The sequence below is a fragment of the Butyrivibrio sp. XPD2002 genome (genome assembly GCF_000423945.1).
GTDB lineage: Bacteria > Bacillota > Clostridia > Lachnospirales > Lachnospiraceae > Butyrivibrio.
The window spans coordinates 98779-121217 of record NZ_AUIY01000013.1; the positions used below are offsets into that span (position 1 = coordinate 98779).

Genomic DNA, 22439 nt, shown 5'->3' on the forward strand with positions numbered 1-22439 from the left:
TCTACTTGATATGTAACAGATTCATCTTTTTGCATACAATATGACCATAGAGATGAAACATAAGTTGTTGGTACATATAGAAGGATGGTGATGATAATGTTACTGACAATGCTTTTTATGGTTTGTATGTTTGGTTTTATAGGAAAGCTCATAGGATTTGCTTTTAAGTTCTCATGGAGCATGATCAAGGTTGTATTTTTCCTTGTGTTCCTGCCCTTTACTTTAATAGCATTGGTAGTCGGAGGACTGCTTTATATAGCACTTCCTGTACTTATAGTTGCAATGATTGCTGGTCTTTTGTTTAAGGAGGCTTAAGGAATTAGACATGATGATTGATACAGCAAAAGCAGAAATTATAGAGTTTCTTGGTAAAGGATCAAAAGAAGAGATCCTTTTAAAGAAAATAGCGGCTACTGGTCTTGTAATGATCTTTATATACAGAATCGGATACGTAGCCGGTGCAGCACTTTGTCATATGGTTTATTGATAGGAGGGAGAATATTATGAAAATCACACTTGAAGAAATCGAAAAGGTAATGAATCAGGCAGGAGTAGATTATAAGGCCGCAAAGGAAGCGCTTTTAAAGGCAAGCGGCGATGCAGAGAAGGCTATCAAGGATCTTCAGCCGAAGGTTTGCGAGCTTGAAGAGGATGTGCAGAAGCTCCTTGATAAGGTTAAGGCTGTTGTTGCTGAAGGAAATGCAGACAGAGTCCAGATCCTTAAGGATGATGAGATCGTGTTCAGCGTACCTGTTAATGTAGGTATCGTTGGCGGTATCCTTGGAATTGCCGCCACTCCCTGGGCACTTATCGCAGGAGCTGTTGCAGCATTCGGTCTTGGATGCAGACTAGTTGTAGTAAAAAAGGATGGAACTAAGGACGAGGTTAAGTAAAGAGGTATAAATATCATTTGGGCAAAGCAGGTCGGTATCTATTTGAGAGGACCTGCTTTTAATATGGGAGGATATGAAGGGAAAATATTCCCTAATAGAAAAATAGACACGCCGTTTTTGCCTAAATGAACATTTATTGTAAGAACCTGGAATCATAGAATAATCTCATAAACAATGAGTTGCTTCAAAGGAAGCGATGTGCAGACCACTTGGCGAGGTTTTTTCGAGCCTAGTGGAATGTCATACAGAGTAGGGAAAGGTTATGAGAGAAATGAGACTACGAAAAAGTGCAGATCAGAAGGTTTGTGGTGTATGCGGAGGACTCGGTGAGTATTTTGGGATTGACCCTACGATCATAAGAGTCATCTATATGATCCTCTTATTTACAACCGGTATCGGAATCCTTCCGTATATCATCCTTGCTATTGTAATGGATGAAGCACCTGAAAGCGAAAAGACCACCAGGAACAATAAAACAGCATACAGTTACTCGGCAAATGATTATTATGAATCCAGTGAACCTGTTGGTTTTAAGCCTTTTACAGATGATTCTGAGATAAGAGGTTTTAGCATCTGATAAAGAAATGGGGGAATACGGATGAATAAGGAAATATCATAGATCAGTATCCGTCATGAACGGGTTATTGATATAGCACGATAAAAGAGGAGTATCCGGATATCCGGTTGGATATGCAGGGCTGTTCTAAAAAAGCAGGATAATCTCTTTCTACTGACACATTTAATACTTGAAGAAAAAGGAGATTAAACATGATTAAAATGACATCAAGATCAAGAGTAGTATTGGGAATAGTTTTTGCAGTGAGCGGACTTATGTGCCTCGTTGGAGGAAATGCTCTTATGTCTGGTGTATGGTTTCTTTGCACAGCAGCTCATTTCTTTGAGGCTTACAGACTTCATTGCAAGGAAAAAGAAGAAATCTGATTGACACAAAAGTTGTTAACGGAATAAAATGTAATTAATAAGCGTAATAACAAACATAACTACACGTTACATCTATCAGAACGAGCTGATCCCCATTCAGCTCGTTTCTGCATTAGGCATTTCCAGATTATTTTAAAAGGATGGTTATTATGTTTTTCTTTGTGACAATGTTTATTTGTAATTTGCTTGTTCCAATAATTTTGATAGGCTTTGGCTACTTTATGTATAAGTACCCACCGAAGCAGATCAATGGAATAATTGGCTATAGAACCAAGATGTCCAGGAAAAGTATGGAGACATGGATATTCGCCCAGAAGTATTGTGGAAGGTTATGGCTGAAGATTGGATTTCTGATGATAATTCCAACCATTTTGGTACAGATTCCATTTATCCATTCATCTGTAGATGCGATAGGAACGGCTACTTTTATCATTGAGATGGTACAGGTAGCGATTGTGCTCCTCACAATTGTTCCGGTGGAATTGGCATTAAGAAGAGTTTTTGATGAAAATGGTATTAGAAAATAACATGCAGTGGGAGAGGGAATGAAAACCTATGAGCAACCAAGAGCTATCTATTTTCAAAACGTATGACTCGTTTGAAGCAGAAAGAGTCGCTGCGCTTCTTGAAGCGGAAGGCATCCCCTCATTTAAACGCGAACATGGTGCAGGGCAGTATCTTTCCATTCTGTTTGGAACAAACACCACGCAGTGTATAGAAATAATAATTCCTGAAGATTGTGCAGAAGAAGCACTTCATGCACTTGAAGGTGCTGGATTCATAGATGCCCCAGCATCAGATATGGACGGAGATAATAATGGGAAACAATAAGATAAACATAAGCAAATATATATCACTTATTCTAAGACATAAACCAGAAGAAATAGGGATTACGCTGGATGAGCATGGCTGGGCAAATGTGTCAGAACTCATAAAAGGGATCTCTAAATCTCATGAGTTCAACATGGATATGCTTGAAGATATCGTTGCTACTGATAACAAGCAGCGGTATTCATTTAATGAAGATCATACACTCATCAGAGCTAATCAGGGGCATTCCATACCGGTTGATGTAGAACTTGAAGAAGTCATACCACCGGAGATTCTCTATCATGGAACAGGCGAAAAATATGTTGCATCTATAGACCAGCAAGGGCTTATTCCTAAATCTAGGCTATATGTGCATCTTTCCGGAGATAAAGAAACTGCAGTCAAAGTAGGGCAGCGACATGGTAAATCTGTTATATACATCGTAAAAAGTGGAGAAATGAACAGAGATGGCATTGCATTTTATCGTTCTGTTAATGGCGTCTGGCTAACGCAGGCTGTACCTGCTAAATATTTGAAAAAGATGTCATAATTGGGATTCAATGATGTTGGTGAATGTTATTTGTATGACCAGGACTTTTTGTGCTATGAAAAAGAATTATAATTAAAAACAAAATGAAAACAAACGAAAAATTGATTACATTAAACAATGTCACAAAAAATTACGGAGTCAAAACCATCATTGACAGTGTTTCTCACACCTTTTACAAGGGGGAATCCATCGCGTTTTACGGGCATAATGGATGCGGAAAGAGCACGATGCTTAAGCTCATCTCAGGTATTATTCCGATTAGCGGCGGTAATCTACAGTACCATGAAAAGCTGCGTTTTTCCTATGTTCCTGAGAAATTCGTGGGCATGGAGATTGAGATGATTGATTACCTTCGCGGTGTGGAGCGGATGGAGGGCGTGGACTCTGCTGTAACGGACAGGCTGATAGAGGATTTTTTCCTGGAGTCCATGATTCACACGAGAATGGACAAGCTTTCCAAAGGGAGCCTTCAAAAAGTTGGCGTAATTCAGGCGCTCATGGCGCCGCACCAGGTCATTCTGCTCGACGAGCCACTTTCTGGCCAGGATGCTGAATCCCAAAAAGTTTTCCTAGATAAGATGAACGAGTTGCGAGATCGCGGAATCACAATTTTCATGTCCTGCCATGAGAAGAAGCTGATAGATGAACTTTCCGACAGAGTTTACACAATTGAGCAGGGTAAGCTTTTGGAGATAGGCGCCCCGGGAGAAGCAGTCTACTCAGTATATGTGAAGAAAAATCCCGCTTTGATAATGCGGCCTGATATGAGAAATAACGGTTGCAACTACGAGTTGACGGCAGAGGAGGAGGCGCTTAAGTCGACTGTGCTTGGACTATATGAAGAAGGATGGGAGATAGTAGGGATTGAAAAACACGCTTGAATTATACAAACTACGGCGAAAACTCATAAAAAAAGGGCAGGTACTGATCGTACCGGTAGTTGCCACTGCACTTTTTATAGGAATCATGTATTCCATGGCTCCTATCGGTGTTACCAGCAGTTTCCTGCTGTCAGCGGCTTTCCTGTATTTTGTATGCGTCTTCATCTCCATGACTTTGAACGGGAAAGAGAATGATGTGTTCGAAGAAACGCTGATGATGCACTGCGAAAAGCCTCTTAATTACTACGTTTCAAGGGAGATGCTGCTAATCACGCAGTGTTTTGGTTATGCGCTTATTTTGACTGTGTTTCCGGCGATGCTATTTTTGCTTAGAAGTTCCATGTTCATTAGACCCATGGGAATAATAGATGTTATTTTGGGTGGCCTGTATATATTTTTTAGCGGACTTTGCGGTATGGCCACCGGAGATTTTTTTCATCCGCGATTTTTACAGAGGAGAAAAGACGGAATACTCGGCGCACTCATGATTTCAGTGCTCGCGATATGTAAAGAAGGGCTGATTGAGCTCTTAATGCCTTTGGCGGTCTTGAATTTTGTGCTTCCACCTTTTCTTGACGGGTTTAAGTTAGTTGGAAGCTCAGATATCTTCGAACTGCGAGGAATGGTGCTGATTTTTCTGCACATGGCAGCGTATGCTGTGGTAGTGGTGTGCCTGAAGGTCTGGGTACTTGAGAAGAGAAGATTCAGATATTGATGGTTGGTCCTAGGGGACTGGGTTAGTGGTTCATTTTCATTATGGACCACTAACCCAGTCCCCTAGGACCATTTATATCAAATTACAAAACTACATGTTCGATCATTTCGTAGGAATAATCATAAACTCCGTTTTTATAGACATCAACGATGATGTTTGAATCCACTTTTTTTACCTGCAGGAAGGTTAGCTCAAAATCTCTGTAGCCTTCCATAGAGTCGGGATCGAAGATCAGATAGGTATTCACATCAACCATGAAAAGTAGTGCGGAATACTTTCCTTCGCCTCCGAAATAATAATTTATATATCCGCATTCATCGCCTATATCGAAGTGATCTCTGTCATTATATATGTCGATTGCATACATCTCATCGCTATGATCCTCCTGTTACAAAGAATTCCATGAATACCTTATAGGCCAAAATCATCCAAATGCTGGGTATATTTTCCATAATATAATTATCTCCCAAACAGTTTTAGTATATGGCTTCGACCATGGTCGAATGCAAGCACTTTTTTTAAAAATTTCAAATTTATTTAATGCGTATTTTGAATGAGAAAATACATATTTAGAATCTGTTCATAAAAACATCTGATTTCGTGGACATTTTTTGAGAGAAATCCGGGGCCGTATTCATGCGGTTTGATAGAGCTGCTTTGTTCATATATTCAACACACCTTTTAATTAACACAAAGGCATGAAAATGACCCAAAATGGATTGCCTTCGTTACAGAATAGCATTGACATGGTATATACCGTAGTATATACTAATTTTAGCAAACAAGTTCCGATTATTCATGGAGGTATTGTTATGACAACTGCAAAGCTATTTGAGAACGGAAGAAGCCAAGCCGTAAGACTTCCAAAAGAATGTCGCTTTGAGGGATCTGAGGTCAATGTACATAAGATTGGTAATATCGTATTCCTAATTTCTCCTGAAGATGAGTGGGCTGGGTTGGATGCTGCCATCGCTATGATGGGAGAAGATTTCATGGAAGATGGAAGAGCAGATGATATTGTCCAGGAGCGCGAAGAATTATGAAGTACATGCTTGATACTAACATATGTATTTATGTACTTCGTAACAAGGACAATCAGGCTGAGAATGTCATAAAGAATATCAAAGCTCATAAGGCTGAGGATATCTGCATATCCTCTATAACTTATGCTGAGCTGATGCATGGGGTAGAAAAGAATGTAAATCCCAGCAAAAAACGGCTTGGTCTTATGCTGTTCTTATCAAATATATCAGTCCTTGATTTTGACCAGAAAGCTGCTGAAGAGTATGGAAAGATAAGAGTAGCCCTTGAAAAATATCGTAACATAATCGGTCCTATGGATATACTGATTGCTGCTCATGGTAAATCCTTAGGAATGACGATTGTAACAAACAACACCAGAGAATTTGAAAGAGTAGAAGGCTTGAAGGTGGAAGACTGGTCGCAAGAATGAGGCTTGGATCAGGGTATTAAGTTTATCATTTTTGTACAACCTGGTGTCAGTTGAGTTGAACGAGGGTCACATTTGTGACTATCGTATTTGTATCACATTTTGTATCTGAATAAAACATAGATACAAAATATTGCTTTTACTCTGATACAAGATGTGTTTGTCATGGCACAATTATAACATTATAGGGCAGTTTCTTCCGACTGTTTTTTCTTGATAGGCTACTTCTCTCGAAAGAAGATATATACTGCCATACTACAATCCGGCTATTTGCATATTGTCAATACTGATTATTGTCATAATTCTGTATTAAATTTAATGTATGGCAATTATGTACCAAATATATTACATACGGGGAGCAAAACGATATATATTTCAAGTAGTAAATCTAACGAACATTAAATTTATGAGGATTCATACATGAAATATAGCGATGAAGAAGTAAAAAAAGCAGCGGAGATATTATTTCCAGAATGTAGGAAGTATGAGGTAAGCATTAGCTGCAGCGAGAATATTTTAGGTACTAATGATGATGAAATCTATAGCTATGATAACTTTCGAGATAAATCAAATATAAATAAATGTTGACAGGTACGCCCCCGCATTACTGCGAGGGCGCATTTATTGAAATTTAATTCATGGCTTCAAGACTATCTTTATATAATCTTGTTCTGGTAATGATTACAAAAAATACTATATCAAGTACAATTGAAACCGGATTAACCAGTGTTTTGTAAACATCACTGAATGGATAGATCATTGCTCCTGTAAGAACGATATTTTCAAACATATGTAAAAAGAATATTGGAAAGACTTTTCTGTGTGAAATAACATATATCGAACTATATACAAGGGAATTTGTTACACACATAAGTACAAAGCATACCGCTAAAAGCATGTTCGAATGAGCCCATTCATACTGAATCTGAGCAGGATAAAAGAACAGTGGTAAATGCCATATTCCCCAGATTAATCCAATAATTATCGAACCTTTTACAACATTCTTTTTATTGATTACCATATCTGAGAGAAAGCCTCTCCAGCCAAACTCTTCAGAGAATGGTCCTGATATCAGCCCCCAAAACAGGAAATAGAAAAACATTAATGGATTTCCCGCAATAAGTTTTAGCCCCTCAAATCCGAGATTTTCTCCTCCATTCATCTTGGATATTGTCTGTGTGACAAAGCACTCAATACATATGAGAAGCAAGCTGATAAATATAGCTAAAATACTTCTTTTATCCGGTACAAGACATCTTTTGAAGAAATCTTTAATATTCTCTTTTTTGTATAAAACAGCGACAAAAATGCCTCCTAAAAGTGATGGAAGCATACCCCCGATAACAAAAAAGATAGATGCAAAGTCAAATGAAGATACCGAAGTCTCTTCTACATTCATTTGTAATACTATTGGCGTAAATTGAAAGAGCCACGTTAATAAAAGTGTAACTATAACGAAAATAACAGCTACCTTTTTCTTGCTTAAATTCTCATTTTTCATGCACTACCCCCATCCCCGTAACAATTTTTTATAATACAGTTCAATATTTTATCAGTTTATATGGCTGTTATCTACGCATTTAGTGCTAATTTTAATAAGGGGCTGTCGCACTAAGCAATTTAAAGTACGGGCAGTAGACATTAACAACTGTATTTGTGCAATTTTATCCATATTTGTTGCCGTAATATGGTAGAATTTCATAGTAATAATAGTCAGTTTACAGCATGAGGAGACATGTGATGAAAAAGAGATTGGTAAGCCTAATAATTGCATCCTTTATGGCAGCACAGCTTGTTGCGTGCGGTACAAATACCAAAGGAGAGGTAAGTACTAATGCTGGAAGCGACCTCTCCAAGACTGAATCTGCGCAAAAAGAGGAGGAGAGCAGCGAGAAAACTTCTGAAAGCAGTGAAGAATCAGCAACTAATGAAGAAAATACAGGCATGGCAAATCCCTGGAGAGACTGCACAGAGGATGAAGCAAAATCATCCTGTCCACGCCTGTTTAAAGCGCCCGAGGGCAGTAAGGTAACAGGCTGGAGCATGATGGGGGAAAAGAGCGATGATCCCGGAGCCCAGGGTCCACTGATACAGCTGGATTTTAGTATGGATGATATGGATTTTACTGCAAGAGCCCAGTATGGAGCCGATGAATATGCAGATATTTCCGGCATGTACTATGAATGGACTACTACAGATGATGTAACCCTAGCTAACTGGGGTGAAGGGCATATGGAGGGCAAGGTCAGCCGCTATGTAGGAGATGACGGCATGGTCGACCTTTGTACCTGGTACGATATTGAAATTGGAATAGCGTATTCCCTGTCTGTCGAAGCTTCTGACCTTGACGGATTTGACATCCAGGCAGTTGCTGAGCAGATGTATAGCCAAGAGAACGAGCCCGGAGTAGATGGTGAATCTGATTCAGAGGACGGCGCAGAGGGTTCATATGCTCCTGCGGACTTTAACCCTGCAGATATATATGTGGCAACAGCTGAGAAGTCTTCCATAGATATTTCCGGATGTGATACATTCACACAGATTGTTGATAAGCTTGAAGATGGCATGGGCTATGCAAATGCCACCATCGGAGATTCCGATGTACTTCTGGTATCAAGCGGAACATACGAATGGGAATCCGGAGTTTATGCAGCAATAGATTCTGAAATTTTCTACTATAAAGACGGAGTTCCTACATATCTCGCTACAGTTTCGTCGAGCGGCACAGCAGATCCACTGAAAATAAAGGATGGAAATCTTTATGTTGCCGGACACCATTTCATATTCAAATATCTGATAGATAGCGGTTGTCTTATCGAGACTGAGGAAGCATATGAAGAATATGATGATAATGGTAATGAAATATACTATTACAAGACCTGCAACAGCCAGTTCGAAGATTATGACGCACCGACTGCAAAAAGCCGCTACGAGGAGCTCTTTACAGAGCTTGAAGGTGCAGAGGTTATAAGTTTTAATACTGTAGGTGGAAACTCCTAAATAGACCCGGCGGCAGAAATGCCGCCGTTTTTTATTGTTTATTGTTCTTTTTTTGTAAAAAACTCTTTTCTATTTGCAATAAATGGGAATGGTCATGGGATGGAGATAGGTGTATTGTGGTAGAAACAAAAGCATTTGGGGGAATTATTATGGAGAAACAATTAAAATATCCTATTCTCATGGTTCACGGGATGGGATTTAGGGATCGTAAATATCTAAACTACTGGGGCAGAATACCAGCTGCTCTTGAATCAGCAGGCTGTCAGATATTCTATGGAAATCAGGACAGCAACGCTTCTATTGAGACAAATGCGCTGGTACTTCGTGACAAAATATTTGAAATTCTTGAAAAGACCGGGGCTGATAAAGTTAACGTCATAGCCCATTCTAAAGGAGGCCTTGATATCAGATGCGCAATAGCAAAGTATGGACTGGGAGATAAGGTTGCATCAGTAACCACCATGAGTACTCCACACAACGGATCCGTCACGGTTGATAAGCTTTTAAAGCTCCCGGATTTTCTTGTCCGTATAGCCGGAAAGTGCACGGATATTGTTTTCAGAGTTCTTGGTGACAAACAGCCTGATTCCTACAGCGTATTCAAATCGTTCACTACAGATGGGGCAGCAAAGTTTAATGCTGAGTATCCCGATGCTCCAGAAACCTATTACCAGAGCTACGCATTTGCCATGAAAAGTCCATTCAGTGATATTTTCCTATGGTTCCCAAGTCTGGTCGTATGGCTCGTTGAAGGAGTAAACGATGGACTCCTTACACCTGAGTCTGTGAAGTGGACTAACTTTAAGGGAATTGTCCGAAGTAATTCAAGGCGCGGAATTTCTCACTGCGACGAAGTAGACATGCGCCGTATAAGGCTTACAAGAAAGCAGGGTGAAGGAGTGTCTGATATAACGGAGTTTTACATTGGTGTTGCTAATGATCTGATGCTGATGGGATATTAAAAACCATATTTCTTCCAGAAGGAAAAATATAAGATTACTTTTTGCTCTACATGATATGTAACAGATTCATCTTTTTGTTAAGTATACATACATACCAGCTAAAATGGGCGGTACAGCTGTAGCTACTCATATAAAATCTGTAAATAGTTGTAATTCTATATCTGCGTTGTAAATACTTGTATAGAAGTGTAAATAGGTGTATTATTGTATTAATCATGTAAATAGTTGTATTGGAGGGCATTATGAAAAATCCATTTACACATACACCTGGAAGAGTTGGTGATGCGAATATTACCACCACTTTGGAAGAAAAAGTCTACGAAAATTTCTTGTATCCACAGCCATCTGAGAGTGTATACAAGATAACTGGAATACGAGGATCAGGGAAAACCGTTATCTTTGGAAATATCCTTAGACATTATAAAACTGTGGACATGAAAGCTGAAGGATGGCTGGTTTACGATGTCTCATCTGCAAGAAATCAGATAAGCACATTGATATCTTATCTATTGCTTGAGCCGGAAGTTAAAAAAGCGCTGCTGGCAGAAAAAACTAATTTGAGCATTTCAATACCTTTTATTGGAATAAATGCTGGTGTTGATACAAAAACGGATTATGATGATGAAGTGCGTCTTGAGCAACTTATTGGTATTTTAGTCAAGGCGAAAAAGAAGATTATGATTGGTATCGATGATATAGCAAAGACCGACGCAATGACTGAATTCTGCTCAGTATATGCGAAGCTGATAAGAAATACTTTGGAGGATGAAATAGCAGCGCCATGGCCTGTTTATCTTATTTGCTCTGGGGTTTATCAGAATTTCTATGAGTTGGGCGAAGTTCCAAATCTTACTTTCTTTAAGAGGGCGGCCGAACTGAGAACAGAGCCATTTCCTATGCCTGCAATGGCAATCAAGTATGAAGATATGGCACAGATGGATGAAGACAAAGCTATTTCTTTTGCCAAGATGACTAAAGGCTTTGCCTATGCTTATCAGGTGTTTGGAAGTGCATACTTCGAACACAAAGACAAGGGCGAAGAATATGTGCTAAAGCAGGCAAAGAGTGAGCTGTTCGCTCAATGCTATGAGAAGATATGGAGAGAACTCCCTGAAGGAGAACGGGAAATCCTCAGAATAGTTTCTTCAGGTCCCAAAAAGAGAAAAGAAGTTCTAGAGGAATTGGATGGTAAGGGGAGCTATCAGGTAAACAGTACTGCGCTGAAAAAAAAGGGGTTACTCCTTGATAGCTCAGAGTCTTATGGTGTAGCGGAGATCACATTGCCATTTTTCGGTGAGTATATTCAGAAATATTGTTGATTGTTTATGGTGTAGAATTACCATGAAATATCACATGCTATGATTTGGCTTATAACGAAAATATGCTATTGTATTTACATACACATTCAATTTACTTAAGAATATCTATTTCATATTTTATCAATTGTTCTATTTTGAATAGCACAACATATAACAATATCAGGAGGCACAAATGTTACATATCATAGTTCTCAGCAAGGGGTATTTCCCTGAAAAATTAAGCACAAAGGATACTGCAAAGGACAGGGTAATTGTAATAGCTTCAGCAAACGATTCCATACCAGTGTCTGCATATCAGAATGCGATGTTAAGGAATATGGAGGTAAAACTCCTTCCTGAGATAAAGGATACTTCTGCAGAAGGAAAGAATATTCTGCGCATTGCCCAGGCTATGCTCATAGGTCAGCTCACAGCAGCCGAGAAGGAATATGAACTTTATACAGATGATGATGTTCTAAAGAAAGGACTCGCTCCTTCTTCAGGAGCAAAAGCTTCTTCTAAAAAGCAGCCACGCAAAAAAGTGAGCATAGAAGTTGAAGTAAAAGAGAAGAAGTCTGAACCTGCTGGGGAGAAGGCTCCAAAGAAGCAGATAGAAAAGAAAAAAGCAGCTTCTGAGAAACAGACAGTAAAAGCCTCGGATAAGGAAGCAAAGGCTGAAACAGGTGAGAAAGAAACAAAGTCAGCACCAACAAAGAAAAGACCCATGATCACAAACAAGATGGCAGACTTTGCGCCAAAGCAGGAAAGCGTGCCTGAAAAGAAGGAGAAAAAAACAGCTAAGGCTCCGGCAAAGAAGAAGGAAGCTGTAAAGATTCCAACTCTTGCACAGATAAAAAAGGTGCTGGGAGCTGCAAACAGCGGCTATGCTAAGACAGTACTTGAAGTGTGTAAGAATTCTAATCAGATAACATTTGAGATGAATGCTAGAATGGAACTTGCCAAGGCAGGACTTGGTTCAGGCGCATGTCAGGAGATTGCAAAAACTCTTAACGACGAGTTTGGAAAACAGCTTCCACCGGCATAAGACAAAACAAAAAAACCGCAAATCATCGATTATTTGATGGTTTGCGGTTTTAGTTTGCGCTAAAGATCAGTTATCCAGATTATCTACATATGATTCATTGCTAAATCATCGCAGAGATAGAGGTTTGATTTTGAATTTCTATCAGTTTGAGGTAAAATACCCCTGTAATTGTATTATACAAAGCGGAGTTTGAAAGGATTATAAATATGAAAAACGCATTATCTTGGCTGTTAATTTTGTTAAATGTGATATGAAGAACCACATAATTTTTATACCATTGAGCTATAAAACTCTTGGGAATTATCCATCCCCAATCGCAATTTGAGCGAATGGTTCTATTCCGGAATTATCGCGAAAGGTTATGGAAAAAATTACGGAGGCAGACCCTGAATGGGACAAGCGAAGTATTTATCGATTAGAGCTAAAGTGTTTATTTCATATGTTATTGTACAGCTTTTGCTAATTTGTGTAGTATCTGCTACGGTATACTATTTTGTAGGGAAAAGAATGACAAAACAGGTTATCTCATACAGTAAGCAGATGACAGAGCAGATGGCGGAAAATATGTCAAAAAATCTGCAAACGCTTGAAGAGAGAGTAGTTTATGTCTTAAAAGATAGCAATATTTTTTCCTATCAGGACAATATAGACCTGGCATCAAAACATGACGTAAGCCATAGGTTAAAAGGGCTTGGCGTTATGCTCGATTCAGTCCATTTACCGACGCATTCGTTATATTTATATGATCCTTTTGGATGTTCATTTTACTATGACAAAAATGGATTAAGCTTAGAAGATTTCAAATCCTTCGATATATACAGATACATTAAAGAAAACAAGGATGAACTGATCTCACATAAAGGGAAAACAATATGGCTGGCCTTGGATGAGGAAGCAGATACATTATATATGGTCAAAACAGTATTAGACCCCGAGGATTGTAAATATAAGGGAATATTGTGCGTAGAGGTTGGAAAAGAATACTTAATTGACCAGTGTGCAAGTATCGAAAAGGATCTAAATAATAATATTGTTATTTATGATAAGGAAAATAATCTTCTTACATGTGGAAAGGGTTTTATAAACGTAGCAAAGGCATACGTTCCTAATTCAGGAACTACAGTAAAAGATTATTATGTTACTGAGGCGAAGATTAAATCAAAATCATGGACGCTTGCGACATTTATTGCCGGTGATGTTCTGGACAGTGCTATTCATGAATTCATGAGAACATTTATGTTGGTTGAAGTCGCCATAATAATAATAATGGGCATGATAACATATGGTTTATCTGCTACTATGACTGGCAATATTACGTCAATAATAAAAAATTTTGAGCGCATAAAGATTGGGGAGAAAGCAGAAGATATAATCCCGCGTGCTAATGATGAAACAACAATTCTCTGTGAGAAATTTAATGAGATGAACAGAGAGCTTAATAATTATATAAATAAGCTTGCTGAGAGCACAGTCCTTACTGAACGGTCTGAACTAAATGCTCTTGTAGCACAGATGAATCCGCATTTTTTATATAATACGCTGGAAAGTATAAATTCAATAGCAAAATTGCATGGTGAGGATGAGATATCTAAATGTATCACAAAGCTTGCAAGGATTTTAAGAACATCCATATATGGAGAAAATCAGGAAATAACACTTTTGGATGAGACGACTTATATTGAACAGTATCTGTCATTGCAAAATATGATAATGGGCGACAGAATTGACTGGGTAATTGAAGTAGATGATACAGTAAAAGATGCGCTTGTTCCGAAGCTTATTTTGCAGCCTATAGTGGAGAATTCCATAAAATACGGTTTGGAAGAAAAACTCAGGGACGGATTTCTTTGCATAATAGGGAGTCGGGAGGGTAATAATCTTATTATAAAAATCTCAGATAATGGAAATGGTATGTCCGAAGAAACTTTGTCGGAGATTCTAAACAATTCAAGAGATTATGAGAAGTATCACATAGGGTTAAATAGCGTAAAGAGAAGGTTACAGATTTTATATGGAGATGAATATGGCATAGATATCGAAAGCACTTTGGAGGAAGGTACAAATGTTGTTCTGAGAATGCCATATCATATTTAGTGTCTTTTGGTGGGAAAAAGTATGAAATATAGGGTATATATAGCAGATGATAATGAACTGTTTAAGCAATCATTAGTAAAAAGTTTTCCTTGGGAGGAATATGATTGCGAAATAGTTGGTGAAGCGGGAGACGGCGATAAAGCTTTAAAGGACATATTGTTATTACAGCCTGACATGGCATTTTTGGATATTCGCATGCCCGGATTTTCCGGAATTGAGATAACTAAAAAGATAAAGGAAAAAGGGATATTATGCAGAACAGTCATAATTACCGGGTATGATGAATTTGATTATGTTAAGGAATGCATTCATTTGGGTGTGAGTGATTATCTGCTTAAACCTGTTGAATCACAGGAAGTAGTAGATGTAATCAGGAAGATACAAAGGGAACTTGTTTTCATACATGAAAGAAAAGAGGCAATATCTACACTGCAGGAAAAGAAAGAGGAGCTGCTAAAAGAGAAACAGGAAGCTTCTTTAAAATATATGAAGAACCTTCTTTTGGACTCAGTGAGCGGATATAACAAGTCTGCAGTTGAATTAGATGAACTGATTCATGAAAATTACGGTAGCTACTCGGGCTTTTTCATTTTTCAGATAAGCAGGATGGATGACAATTCTGACCTGAACATGTTTGTTGAGGTTTCAAAAAAGGCATTGAAACGAATAATAGACCAGCAGACAAGGTTGGTCTATGCAATTATGGACAAGACAATAATTGTCCTGGTACTTCATAAAGGGGTACTTTTAAATAAAGAATATGATACGCATTCTATTTATTTGGCCAACTGCATTCGCGACATGGTAATCAGGGAAAGTGACGATATAATTATTTGTATCAGTAGCTTTCACAAACAGATTTCTGATATATGCAAAGCATACGAAGAGGCTGAGCTGACTTTTAATACAAGGTTTTTCGTAGAAAACAAAAACATAATTCATCATGATTTTTTTGAGAGTAAAAGTTTTTCTAATGATCATAATCTGATATCTGAAATAGACCATTTTTACGGTTGCCTGAAGAACGAACCGGAGGCAGCGTATGATTCTCTTGATAGGGTATATGAACAGATTATTACATCGGATTATTATGATACTGAATACGTAAAAACATTGTTCATACATGCCTGCATCATGGTTAACAGTGTATGCTCCGCAAACCATTTTGATTATGATTATTCTTTTATGAAATCAATAAATGAGATAAGCAGGGATATCACAGAAGCCAGAAGTATTAAGGAAGTATATGAATATTGTGTTGAATATGTAAGGTCATATATTAGTTTTATTAAGGCTAAAGAGAAGACAATGTATTCACCTAATGTAATTCATGTATTGGATTATCTAAACAGTCACTACATGGAGAAAATCACTTTGCAGGATGTGGCTGATGCTGTTGATATTTCATCGATACACATATGCAGAATTTTGAAAAAAGAAATGAGTGAAACATTTACAAATATACTGAACAAGATTCGGATAAAGCAGGCAATTATTTTATTAAAAGAAGGTAAGCTAAAAGTTTATGAAATCGCTGAATTGACCGGGTTTAGCAATTATGCATATTTCTATCAGCTGTTTAAGAAAGAGACCGGGATATCTCCAACGGATTATTTTTCAAAAGACAGTATATAAAACAGATGCTAAGATTTTGATATGTTTTGTTAAAATCTTAGCATCTTTATTTTATATAAACTGATTAGATTATGGAATTTATTATCATTTAAAAGCAGATTAACATCATATATGTAATTGATATATTTCATAAACAGGAGGGATGATATGAAAAAGAAACTAATTAGTATTTTGTGCTGCTCGGCTATGACTGTAAGCCTGTTAGCGGGATGCGGCCAGACAGGTGGGGAGAGTGCCGAGGCACAGCCGGATAACAGTTCCGACAAAGCCACTGAAGAGGTATCTGAAGGGTCAGAGGAAGCTGTATCCGATGAAGAGACCGCAAAAGCGGAGACAACAGAAGCTACAAAAGAGATCACGATTGTTCATTATCTGACAGAAACTGCAAAATTAAAAGCTTTTGATGATCTTGTGGCAGGATTTGAAGCTGCTCACCCTGACATAAAAGTTAATGCAGAATCTATGCCGATGGATAATTATTCCGATGTTGTAAAGTTAAGATTTTCTACAGGAGAACAGCCCGATATTATTTTCGGACAGCCCAAGACTTTTTCAGATCTTGTTGGCTCAGGACTTATCAGAGATCTTAGTGATCAGCCATTTGTAGATGCTCTACTTGATTCATCAAAGCAGAGTGTAACGATCGATAACGGTATTTATGGAATTCCACTTGATCAGATGGCAAATGTTGTTTTCTATAATAAGGACATTTTCGAAGCACAGGGACTTTCTGTTCCCACAACATATGAAGAGTTCATAGATACATGTGAAAAACTCAAGGCTGCCGGCATAACTCCTTGCGCAGCCGGATATCAGGATAACATTTCTTTTGGAGCTAACTGGTACACAATCTTCTATGGAACAAAGTATTTAAACCATCCTACAAGTAGTAAAGACCTTATGGAAGGAGCATCTCTTGCTGATTTTCCCGAATATGCACAGGCTTTGGAACAGTGGCGAACAATAATGAACAATTATCAGAATGATGACAGAAAACAGGTAGATACAGCCACTGCAGAGCAGATGTTTGCAAATGGCGAGACTGCAATGATCATCATCGGAACATGGGGACTTGGAGCAATTATGGATTACAATCCTGATGGCAATTTTGGTGGATTTGCTTATCCTTCTGAATCAAATGCCGCTGATGTTTCTGTACCGGTGGCTATAGATGATTGCTGGATGGTTGCTAAGGATTCTGCAAATGAGGAAAATGCACTGTTATTCCTCGAGTATGCAACAACAAAAGAAGCAAATGCAACCTGGTGTGGTGATTGTTCACAGCTTAGTGCTCTTAAAGATGTAGAGTGTGATACACTTCCTCCTGCTGCTATAGATATAGCAAATGAGATAGCTAATAAGCCCGGCTCTGCATGGGCATCAATAGCAACGTTCGTTGGTCAGTTTGATACTGCATATGCAAACTGTAACAGGGATTTTGCTATGGATGATAACAGAACACCGGAAGAGTACATAGAACAGTTTGATAATGAATTTGCAGCAGCAAGATAAATAATCAGTATAAGGGGAATCAGGATTGATTCCCCTTTTATATCGGACGAAAAGAGAAAAAGGGTGGATTTTTAAATGGGGAGTAAACAAATAAGAAAGATTAAAGCGGAATTATTGGATTTTATATTTATTTTTCCGGCAATAATAATTTTTACTATTATCATAATCATTCCTCTGATTAGCGGATTTAAATATACATTTACCGATTGGAATGGTATGAGCAAGGTTATGAATCCGGTTGGATTAAAAAATTATATAAAGCTGTTTTCGGATAAAAATCTTATTTTGCCAATCAGAAACACAATGATATTTACAATAGTTACTATGGTGGCCATAAATGTGCTTGGACTTGGACTTGCATTACTTGTTGAGCACGAATTTAAGGGGGTAAATATCATAAAAAGTATTATTTTTATACCCCTTGTAGTAAGTCTTGTCCTGGTGTCCTATATGTGGATGTACGTCTATAATGATTTCTTTAGTCTGTTTGGATGGAGCAGCCCGCTAATCTCTGCCAAGACTGTATTGATGGGACTTTGTGCAATGGCTATCTGGAAAGAAATAGGCCTTGCAATGATGATATATCTGGCAGCTCTTAAAGGGGTATCATCGGATTTTTATGAGGCTGCAACAATTGATGGAGCTAACTTTTTTCAGAAATTCTGGAATATAACAATTCCAATGATCGCACCGGCATTCACATACTGTATTCCTTTATGGATTGCAGGTGGATTCAGGATGTATGACTATTCATATATTGCCACAAGTGGGGGACCTGCGCATGCAAGTGAATCCATGGCATTCTACATATATCAGTATCTATTTCCCTTTAACAAGGTTGGATATGGTCAGACTATGGCTGTAATATATCTGATATTTTGCATTGTCGTATCCAATATAATTACCAGATTACTTAGAAAGAGGGAGGTAGAGATGTAATGAATAAGAAAATGAAAAGAAGAGTCTCTACCGCAGCAAGAGTTATGGTTCTTTGCATATTTTCACTGATATGCCTTGCACCGTTTTATGTCGCAATTTGTTATGCATTTAAATCCAAGTCAGAATTTGCTAAGACCAGGTTGGCTTTTCCGACATCTGTATATCTGGAAAACTTCAGATCGGCCTTTGCGCTTAAGAATTATTTTAATTCAGTAAAAAATAGCGTGATCGTAGCTGCTTTTGTAGTGTTCTTCATTGTATTTATCTGCTCCATGAGTGCATATATCATAATAAGAAAAAATAATAGAGTATATAATTTTATCTTTTATGTATTTCAGATGGTCATACTTATTCCTTTTCAGACAATAATGTTTCCTCTTTACAAGGAAATATCATCTATGCATGCACTAAATACAATATGGGGGCAGATATTTACAGAAATTGGAGTATATATGGGATATTATGTTTTCCTTTATACAGGATTCATAAAAGGTGTTCCGATAGCTCTTGAAGAGGCTGCAAGTATTGATGGATGTAACAGATTCCAGATTTTTTATAAGATTGTATTTCCGCTGCTTAAACCTATAACAATGACTGTTATTGTTTTATGTTTTCTGGCATCATGGAATGACTTCTTCCTTCCAATGATTATGTGCCAAAAGGAAACAGCAAGAACACTACCTTTGATGCAGTTCTATTTCTTTGGAGAGTATTCAAATGAGATAAATATGGCATTTGCGGCAGCTTTGATAGCAATGATTCCAACAGTTATTGTATATTTTCTTGCTCAGAAGTATATCGTTGAAGGTATGACTGCCGGAGCAGTTAAGTCATAAAAAGGGGATAAAAATGGGAGAGTATGATTTTTTATATGACCTTAAGCGAGTTGATTTTTGTAGAGAAGGCTTGTCTTATATTTCAAGAATCCAATACTGCAGGGAGCATCCAAGGCAGTATATGGAATGCATATATAGAAGTGGAAACGGAAATATGCCGGTAGTTATTTGGATTCATGGAGGTGGATTCAGTGATGAAAACCTTACCTCGTCATATAGACATGAAGAGACTATCGCCAGACTTGCCAAGCAGGGATATTTTATCGCCTGCATAGAGTATAGGTTGTTACAGCATGCGCCATATCCTGCATGCATTGAGGATTGTCAGAAGGCTATTCTTTATATCAAGGAACATGCAAAAGAGCTAAATATTGATTCCAGCAAGATTGCTTTATGGGGAGAATCTGCCGGAGCCTATATCGCATGTATGGCCGGAAGTAACTTCAATAATACACAAGGAGCAGACATTCAGGCGGTTGTTTCATTTTATTGTCCAAGTGATCTGATTTTTCAGAGAAAAGACACGGACGGACAGGGCGGAATTGAAGAGGACTTTTTAGGAGTTTCTTTGAAGGAAGGACGCAAAAAATGGGAGGAAGCGAGTCCTATAACTTATGCTTCGGGGCAAAATCCACCATTTTTGCTGTTTCATGGGGATGTCGATGACCTTGTTCCGTATGAGGAGTCCTGCAGGTATTATGACGCGCTAAAAGCTGCCGGAAATGATGCTGCTTTCGTTACCGTAGAAGGGCAGGGACATGGCTTTTTTGTAGGCCAAAAATATTACGATCAGATAATCAGTTTCTTGAATGAGAAATTAAGAGGGGATAAACAGGTATGAAAAGTAAATGGTCAAAGGCAGAGATATGGGAATGGTATAACGCCAGACCCTGGATAAGTGGATTTAACTTTATTCCAAGTGGTGCCATTGAAGGCATAGTCTATATGTTGCAGGAATATGATCATGAAAATGCATTCAGAGATGCCGCCAAGGAAATTGCACTTGCAGCATCTCTAAACTTTAACAGTGTGAGAGTATTTTTGCCATTTTATCTTTGGCGGGTTCAGCATGAGAGTTTTTTGAAGAACTTAGATGAATTATTGGATTTGTTGGATTCATATAATATGACTATGATGCCGGTTATTTTTAATGACTGCTGTGTCCCTAAAAATCAGTATAAAGAACCTGAACTGGGGCCACAACCGGAACCGGAGCCCGGATATTTCGGAGGAAGCAGCGTTACGCCGTTTGATGATGATACGCAGGGAGGAGGTGTTAGAGGATATAATATAATTGATGAACCCGAGATGGAAGTGGTGGCGGAAGGCTATGTTCGTGAACTTGCCAGAAGGTATCGCGATGACAAGAGGATACTTATTTGGAATGTCTGGAACGAAATCGGCAATTCAGGTAGATTATCATTGTCGGTTCCAATGATGGAAAAGGTCTTTTCATGGTTTAGAGAAGAAGATGTGTCACAGCCTCTGACTGCCGATGTATGGGGAGCGGGGGCTGATCATCCTTACGGATGGTTGAATAATCCCGGTATTTACCATGAATGCGAGGAAAAAGCCATAGAATTATCTGATATTATAACGTTTCATTTCTATGGGGATTATGAGCATGCAAGGCAATATATAGAGAAATTGGAAAAATATGAGAGGCCCTTGATCAATACTGAGTGGATGCACAGACCATATAGAAGCATTATTCAGACACATATGCCATTGTGGAAGAAAAACAATATCGGAAGTTATTTCTTTGGTTTTGTAAATGGAAAATCCCAATTTAATTATGTATGGGAATTCATTAAGAAACTTCCGGATATTGATACAAGACTGTGGATGCATGATATATTTTATGACGATTTTAGACCGTATGACCAGGAAGAAATTGAAACTATTAAGGAATGCAATAAAAATATATGAATAAAAGTGAATTCTATCGCACCAATGTAGCCCCGGCATGAAAATGTCTTTAACAATTTCCTTTTTCTTCTCCTTTTTTAAGCAGCCAGAGACACTCTGGCTGTTTTTTTGCCATTTTCACTTATCTATTTTATGACTTTAAAATAGCCATGAAAAAAGGATCCTTCCGGACCCTTACATCAACATAAGATAAAATTTCTATTTACCACACAAAAGCAACTGCATTTGCAACGTCTTCAGTAATCGTATTTTCCTTAACAAGCTTTTTGAGCCATTTATTCAGCTTGTCAACCTTGTGATTTGTATTGATAAAGTGGATTTTCTTGCCATTTACATTTGTTGAAAGAAAGAGTTCGTAAGTATACATAAGTGAAAACCTCCAAAAATCATAAATATGTTCTTTCATTCATTCTGGCCATTTGAATGTTCTTGTTGCTCACAGAAAATATATCGATGCCAACACATAATTACTTTAGGGCAAATTCATATGTTTTTTTATTTCTTTTTGGGGACACTTTTTCGAATAATAAGTTCACTGACAGGCACACTAACTTCAATAGAAAAAGGGGCTCTAATTAAAAGCAAACTCTAAATATTGAAGGCTGATCAGCCTCAAACACAACTTAAACTATCCAGTCATTAGCAGAATACCTAAACGCTAATATCTTTCAACCTTCTCCAATTCGCTGTATTTGTGGGATAAATACTACTTTTTCTATGTTACAATGGTAAGTATAATGGTGCTGTTTGTTCTGATGTTCGCTATTGCCGGTCCGTTTATACCGGGATGGCATTGGAGACAAATATGGCTTGGAGTGCTTCTGGCAACAGCAATCCATTTGCTGCTCTGGTTTGTTGTTCATGGCTGGAGCATATCTGTTCTTTATTTCAAAACCATCTAAGTGGAGCCTCAAGGAAAAAGCAGCGTGAAAACCTAAGGCAATTTCA

General features: G+C 38.1%; 28 protein-coding genes. 25 read left to right on the forward strand and 3 right to left on the reverse strand.

What is annotated here, in order from left to right; all coding sequences use genetic code 11:
* Nucleotides 1-90: 90 nt before the first annotated feature.
* The 10 genes from G587_RS0108335 to G587_RS0108380 all read left to right on the forward strand — a co-directional run bounded on the left by G587_RS0108335 (nt 91) and on the right by G587_RS0108380 (nt 4791).
* Nucleotides 91-315 carry a hypothetical protein gene (locus tag G587_RS0108335; protein WP_196812540.1) on the forward strand — a complete coding sequence of 75 codons (225 nt, stop codon included), beginning with the start codon at nt 91-93 and terminating at the stop codon, nt 313-315.
* 10 nt (nt 316-325) lie between these two features.
* Nucleotides 326-487 (forward strand): hypothetical protein, encoded by a 162-nt coding sequence (locus tag G587_RS25400; RefSeq protein ID WP_155829459.1) that lies wholly within the window; start codon nt 326-328, stop codon nt 485-487.
* 16 nt (nt 488-503) lie between these two features.
* Entirely contained in the window at nt 504-893 is a 390-nt protein-coding gene (locus G587_RS0108345; protein WP_026491862.1) for a DUF4342 domain-containing protein, read from the forward strand.
* 262 nt (nt 894-1155) lie between these two features.
* Entirely contained in the window at nt 1156-1470 is a 315-nt protein-coding gene (locus G587_RS22000; protein WP_035786127.1) for a PspC domain-containing protein, read from the forward strand.
* A 191-nt stretch (nt 1471-1661) separates the two neighbouring features.
* A complete protein-coding gene (locus G587_RS25405; RefSeq protein WP_155829460.1) occupies nt 1662-1835 on the forward strand; it encodes a hypothetical protein in 174 nt (57 codons plus the stop codon).
* Between the two features lie 221 nt (nt 1836-2056).
* Entirely contained in the window at nt 2057-2362 is a 306-nt protein-coding gene (locus G587_RS0108360) for an SdpI family protein (protein WP_242830054.1), read from the forward strand.
* Between the two features lie 28 nt (nt 2363-2390).
* Nucleotides 2391-2666 carry a putative signal transducing protein gene (locus G587_RS0108365; protein WP_026491864.1) on the forward strand — a complete coding sequence of 92 codons (276 nt, stop codon included), beginning with the start codon at nt 2391-2393 and terminating at the stop codon, nt 2664-2666.
* Nucleotides 2653-3195, forward strand: a complete 543-nt coding sequence (locus G587_RS0108370; protein WP_026491865.1) for an RNA 2'-phosphotransferase — start codon at nt 2653-2655, stop codon at nt 3193-3195. Before G587_RS0108365 ends, G587_RS0108370 begins: the two co-directional genes overlap by 14 nt.
* Before the next feature lie 83 nt (nt 3196-3278).
* Complete coding sequence (locus tag G587_RS22005; protein ID WP_051200907.1) at nt 3279-4076, forward strand: ATP-binding cassette domain-containing protein; 798 nt, start codon at nt 3279-3281, stop codon at nt 4074-4076.
* Nucleotides 4060-4791, forward strand: coding sequence for a hypothetical protein (locus G587_RS0108380; protein WP_026491866.1), 732 nt, complete (start codon nt 4060-4062; stop codon nt 4789-4791). Before G587_RS22005 ends, G587_RS0108380 begins: the two co-directional genes overlap by 17 nt.
* A gap of 82 nt (nt 4792-4873) precedes the next feature.
* On the opposite strand, the gene G587_RS0108385 is transcribed toward G587_RS0108380, so the two are convergent.
* Nucleotides 4874-5158, reverse strand: a complete 285-nt coding sequence (locus G587_RS0108385; protein WP_026491867.1) for a hypothetical protein — start codon at nt 5156-5158, stop codon at nt 4874-4876.
* Between the two features lie 445 nt (nt 5159-5603).
* Between G587_RS0108385 and vapB the strand changes: the two genes are divergently transcribed.
* The 3 genes from vapB to G587_RS25410 all read left to right on the forward strand — a co-directional run bounded on the left by vapB (nt 5604) and on the right by G587_RS25410 (nt 6829).
* Nucleotides 5604-5834, forward strand: coding sequence for a type II toxin-antitoxin system antitoxin VapB (gene vapB / locus G587_RS0108390; protein ID WP_026491868.1), 231 nt, complete (start codon nt 5604-5606; stop codon nt 5832-5834).
* Nucleotides 5831-6244: a type II toxin-antitoxin system tRNA(fMet)-specific endonuclease VapC gene (vapC, locus tag G587_RS0108395; protein ID WP_026491869.1), complete on the forward strand. Its 414-nt coding sequence runs from the start codon at nt 5831-5833 to the stop codon at nt 6242-6244. Before vapB ends, vapC begins: the two co-directional genes overlap by 4 nt.
* Nucleotides 6245-6661: 417 nt before the next feature.
* Entirely contained in the window at nt 6662-6829 is a 168-nt protein-coding gene (locus tag G587_RS25410) for a hypothetical protein (RefSeq protein ID WP_155829461.1), read from the forward strand.
* 43 nt (nt 6830-6872) lie between these two features.
* Here G587_RS25410 and G587_RS0108405 read toward each other — a convergent pair whose 3' ends face one another.
* A complete protein-coding gene (locus tag G587_RS0108405; RefSeq protein ID WP_026491870.1) occupies nt 6873-7742 on the reverse strand; it encodes a CPBP family glutamic-type intramembrane protease in 870 nt (289 codons plus the stop codon).
* A gap of 239 nt (nt 7743-7981) precedes the next feature.
* On the opposite strand from G587_RS0108405, the gene G587_RS0108410 reads away from it, so the two are divergent.
* The 11 genes from G587_RS0108410 to G587_RS0108460 all read left to right on the forward strand — a co-directional run bounded on the left by G587_RS0108410 (nt 7982) and on the right by G587_RS0108460 (nt 21491).
* A complete protein-coding gene (locus tag G587_RS0108410) occupies nt 7982-9241 on the forward strand; it encodes a hypothetical protein (protein WP_026491871.1) in 1260 nt (419 codons plus the stop codon).
* A gap of 149 nt (nt 9242-9390) precedes the next feature.
* Nucleotides 9391-10203 (forward strand): esterase/lipase family protein, encoded by an 813-nt coding sequence (locus G587_RS22010; protein WP_035786129.1) that lies wholly within the window; start codon nt 9391-9393, stop codon nt 10201-10203.
* Between the two features lie 242 nt (nt 10204-10445).
* Nucleotides 10446-11522: a hypothetical protein gene (locus tag G587_RS0108420; RefSeq protein WP_026491872.1), complete on the forward strand. Its 1077-nt coding sequence runs from the start codon at nt 10446-10448 to the stop codon at nt 11520-11522.
* Between the two features lie 172 nt (nt 11523-11694).
* Nucleotides 11695-12546: a hypothetical protein gene (locus G587_RS24345; RefSeq protein ID WP_051200908.1), complete on the forward strand. Its 852-nt coding sequence runs from the start codon at nt 11695-11697 to the stop codon at nt 12544-12546.
* 390 nt (nt 12547-12936) lie between these two features.
* Complete coding sequence (locus G587_RS0108430; RefSeq protein ID WP_026491873.1) at nt 12937-14640, forward strand: cache domain-containing sensor histidine kinase; 1704 nt, start codon at nt 12937-12939, stop codon at nt 14638-14640.
* Between the two features lie 21 nt (nt 14641-14661).
* Nucleotides 14662-16275 carry a response regulator transcription factor gene (locus G587_RS0108435; protein ID WP_026491874.1) on the forward strand — a complete coding sequence of 538 codons (1614 nt, stop codon included), beginning with the start codon at nt 14662-14664 and terminating at the stop codon, nt 16273-16275.
* A gap of 147 nt (nt 16276-16422) precedes the next feature.
* Nucleotides 16423-17787, forward strand: coding sequence for an ABC transporter substrate-binding protein (locus tag G587_RS0108440; protein WP_026491875.1), 1365 nt, complete (start codon nt 16423-16425; stop codon nt 17785-17787).
* Nucleotides 17788-18003: 216 nt separating this feature from the next.
* A complete protein-coding gene (locus tag G587_RS0108445; RefSeq protein ID WP_196812541.1) occupies nt 18004-18726 on the forward strand; it encodes a carbohydrate ABC transporter permease in 723 nt (240 codons plus the stop codon).
* Nucleotides 18726-19562 carry a carbohydrate ABC transporter permease gene (locus tag G587_RS0108450; RefSeq protein WP_026491877.1) on the forward strand — a complete coding sequence of 279 codons (837 nt, stop codon included), beginning with the start codon at nt 18726-18728 and terminating at the stop codon, nt 19560-19562. Before G587_RS0108445 ends, G587_RS0108450 begins: the two co-directional genes overlap by 1 nt.
* A gap of 13 nt (nt 19563-19575) precedes the next feature.
* The gene (locus G587_RS0108455) at nt 19576-20403 is read left to right on the forward strand and encodes an alpha/beta hydrolase (protein ID WP_026491878.1); all 828 of its coding nucleotides are present in this window, start codon (nt 19576-19578) and stop codon (nt 20401-20403) included.
* Nucleotides 20400-21491: a glycoside hydrolase family 2 TIM barrel-domain containing protein gene (locus G587_RS0108460; RefSeq protein ID WP_026491879.1), complete on the forward strand. Its 1092-nt coding sequence runs from the start codon at nt 20400-20402 to the stop codon at nt 21489-21491. Before G587_RS0108455 ends, G587_RS0108460 begins: the two co-directional genes overlap by 4 nt.
* A 202-nt stretch (nt 21492-21693) precedes the next feature.
* Here the strand turns inward: G587_RS0108460 and G587_RS25415 are convergent, their stop codons facing one another.
* Nucleotides 21694-21858, reverse strand: coding sequence for a hypothetical protein (locus G587_RS25415; protein WP_155829462.1), 165 nt, complete (start codon nt 21856-21858; stop codon nt 21694-21696).
* A gap of 358 nt (nt 21859-22216) precedes the next feature.
* Between G587_RS25415 and G587_RS25840 the strand changes: the two genes are divergently transcribed.
* The gene (locus tag G587_RS25840) at nt 22217-22393 is read left to right on the forward strand and encodes a DUF6609 family protein (protein ID WP_196812542.1); all 177 of its coding nucleotides are present in this window, start codon (nt 22217-22219) and stop codon (nt 22391-22393) included.
* Nucleotides 22394-22439: the final 46 nt, after the last annotated feature.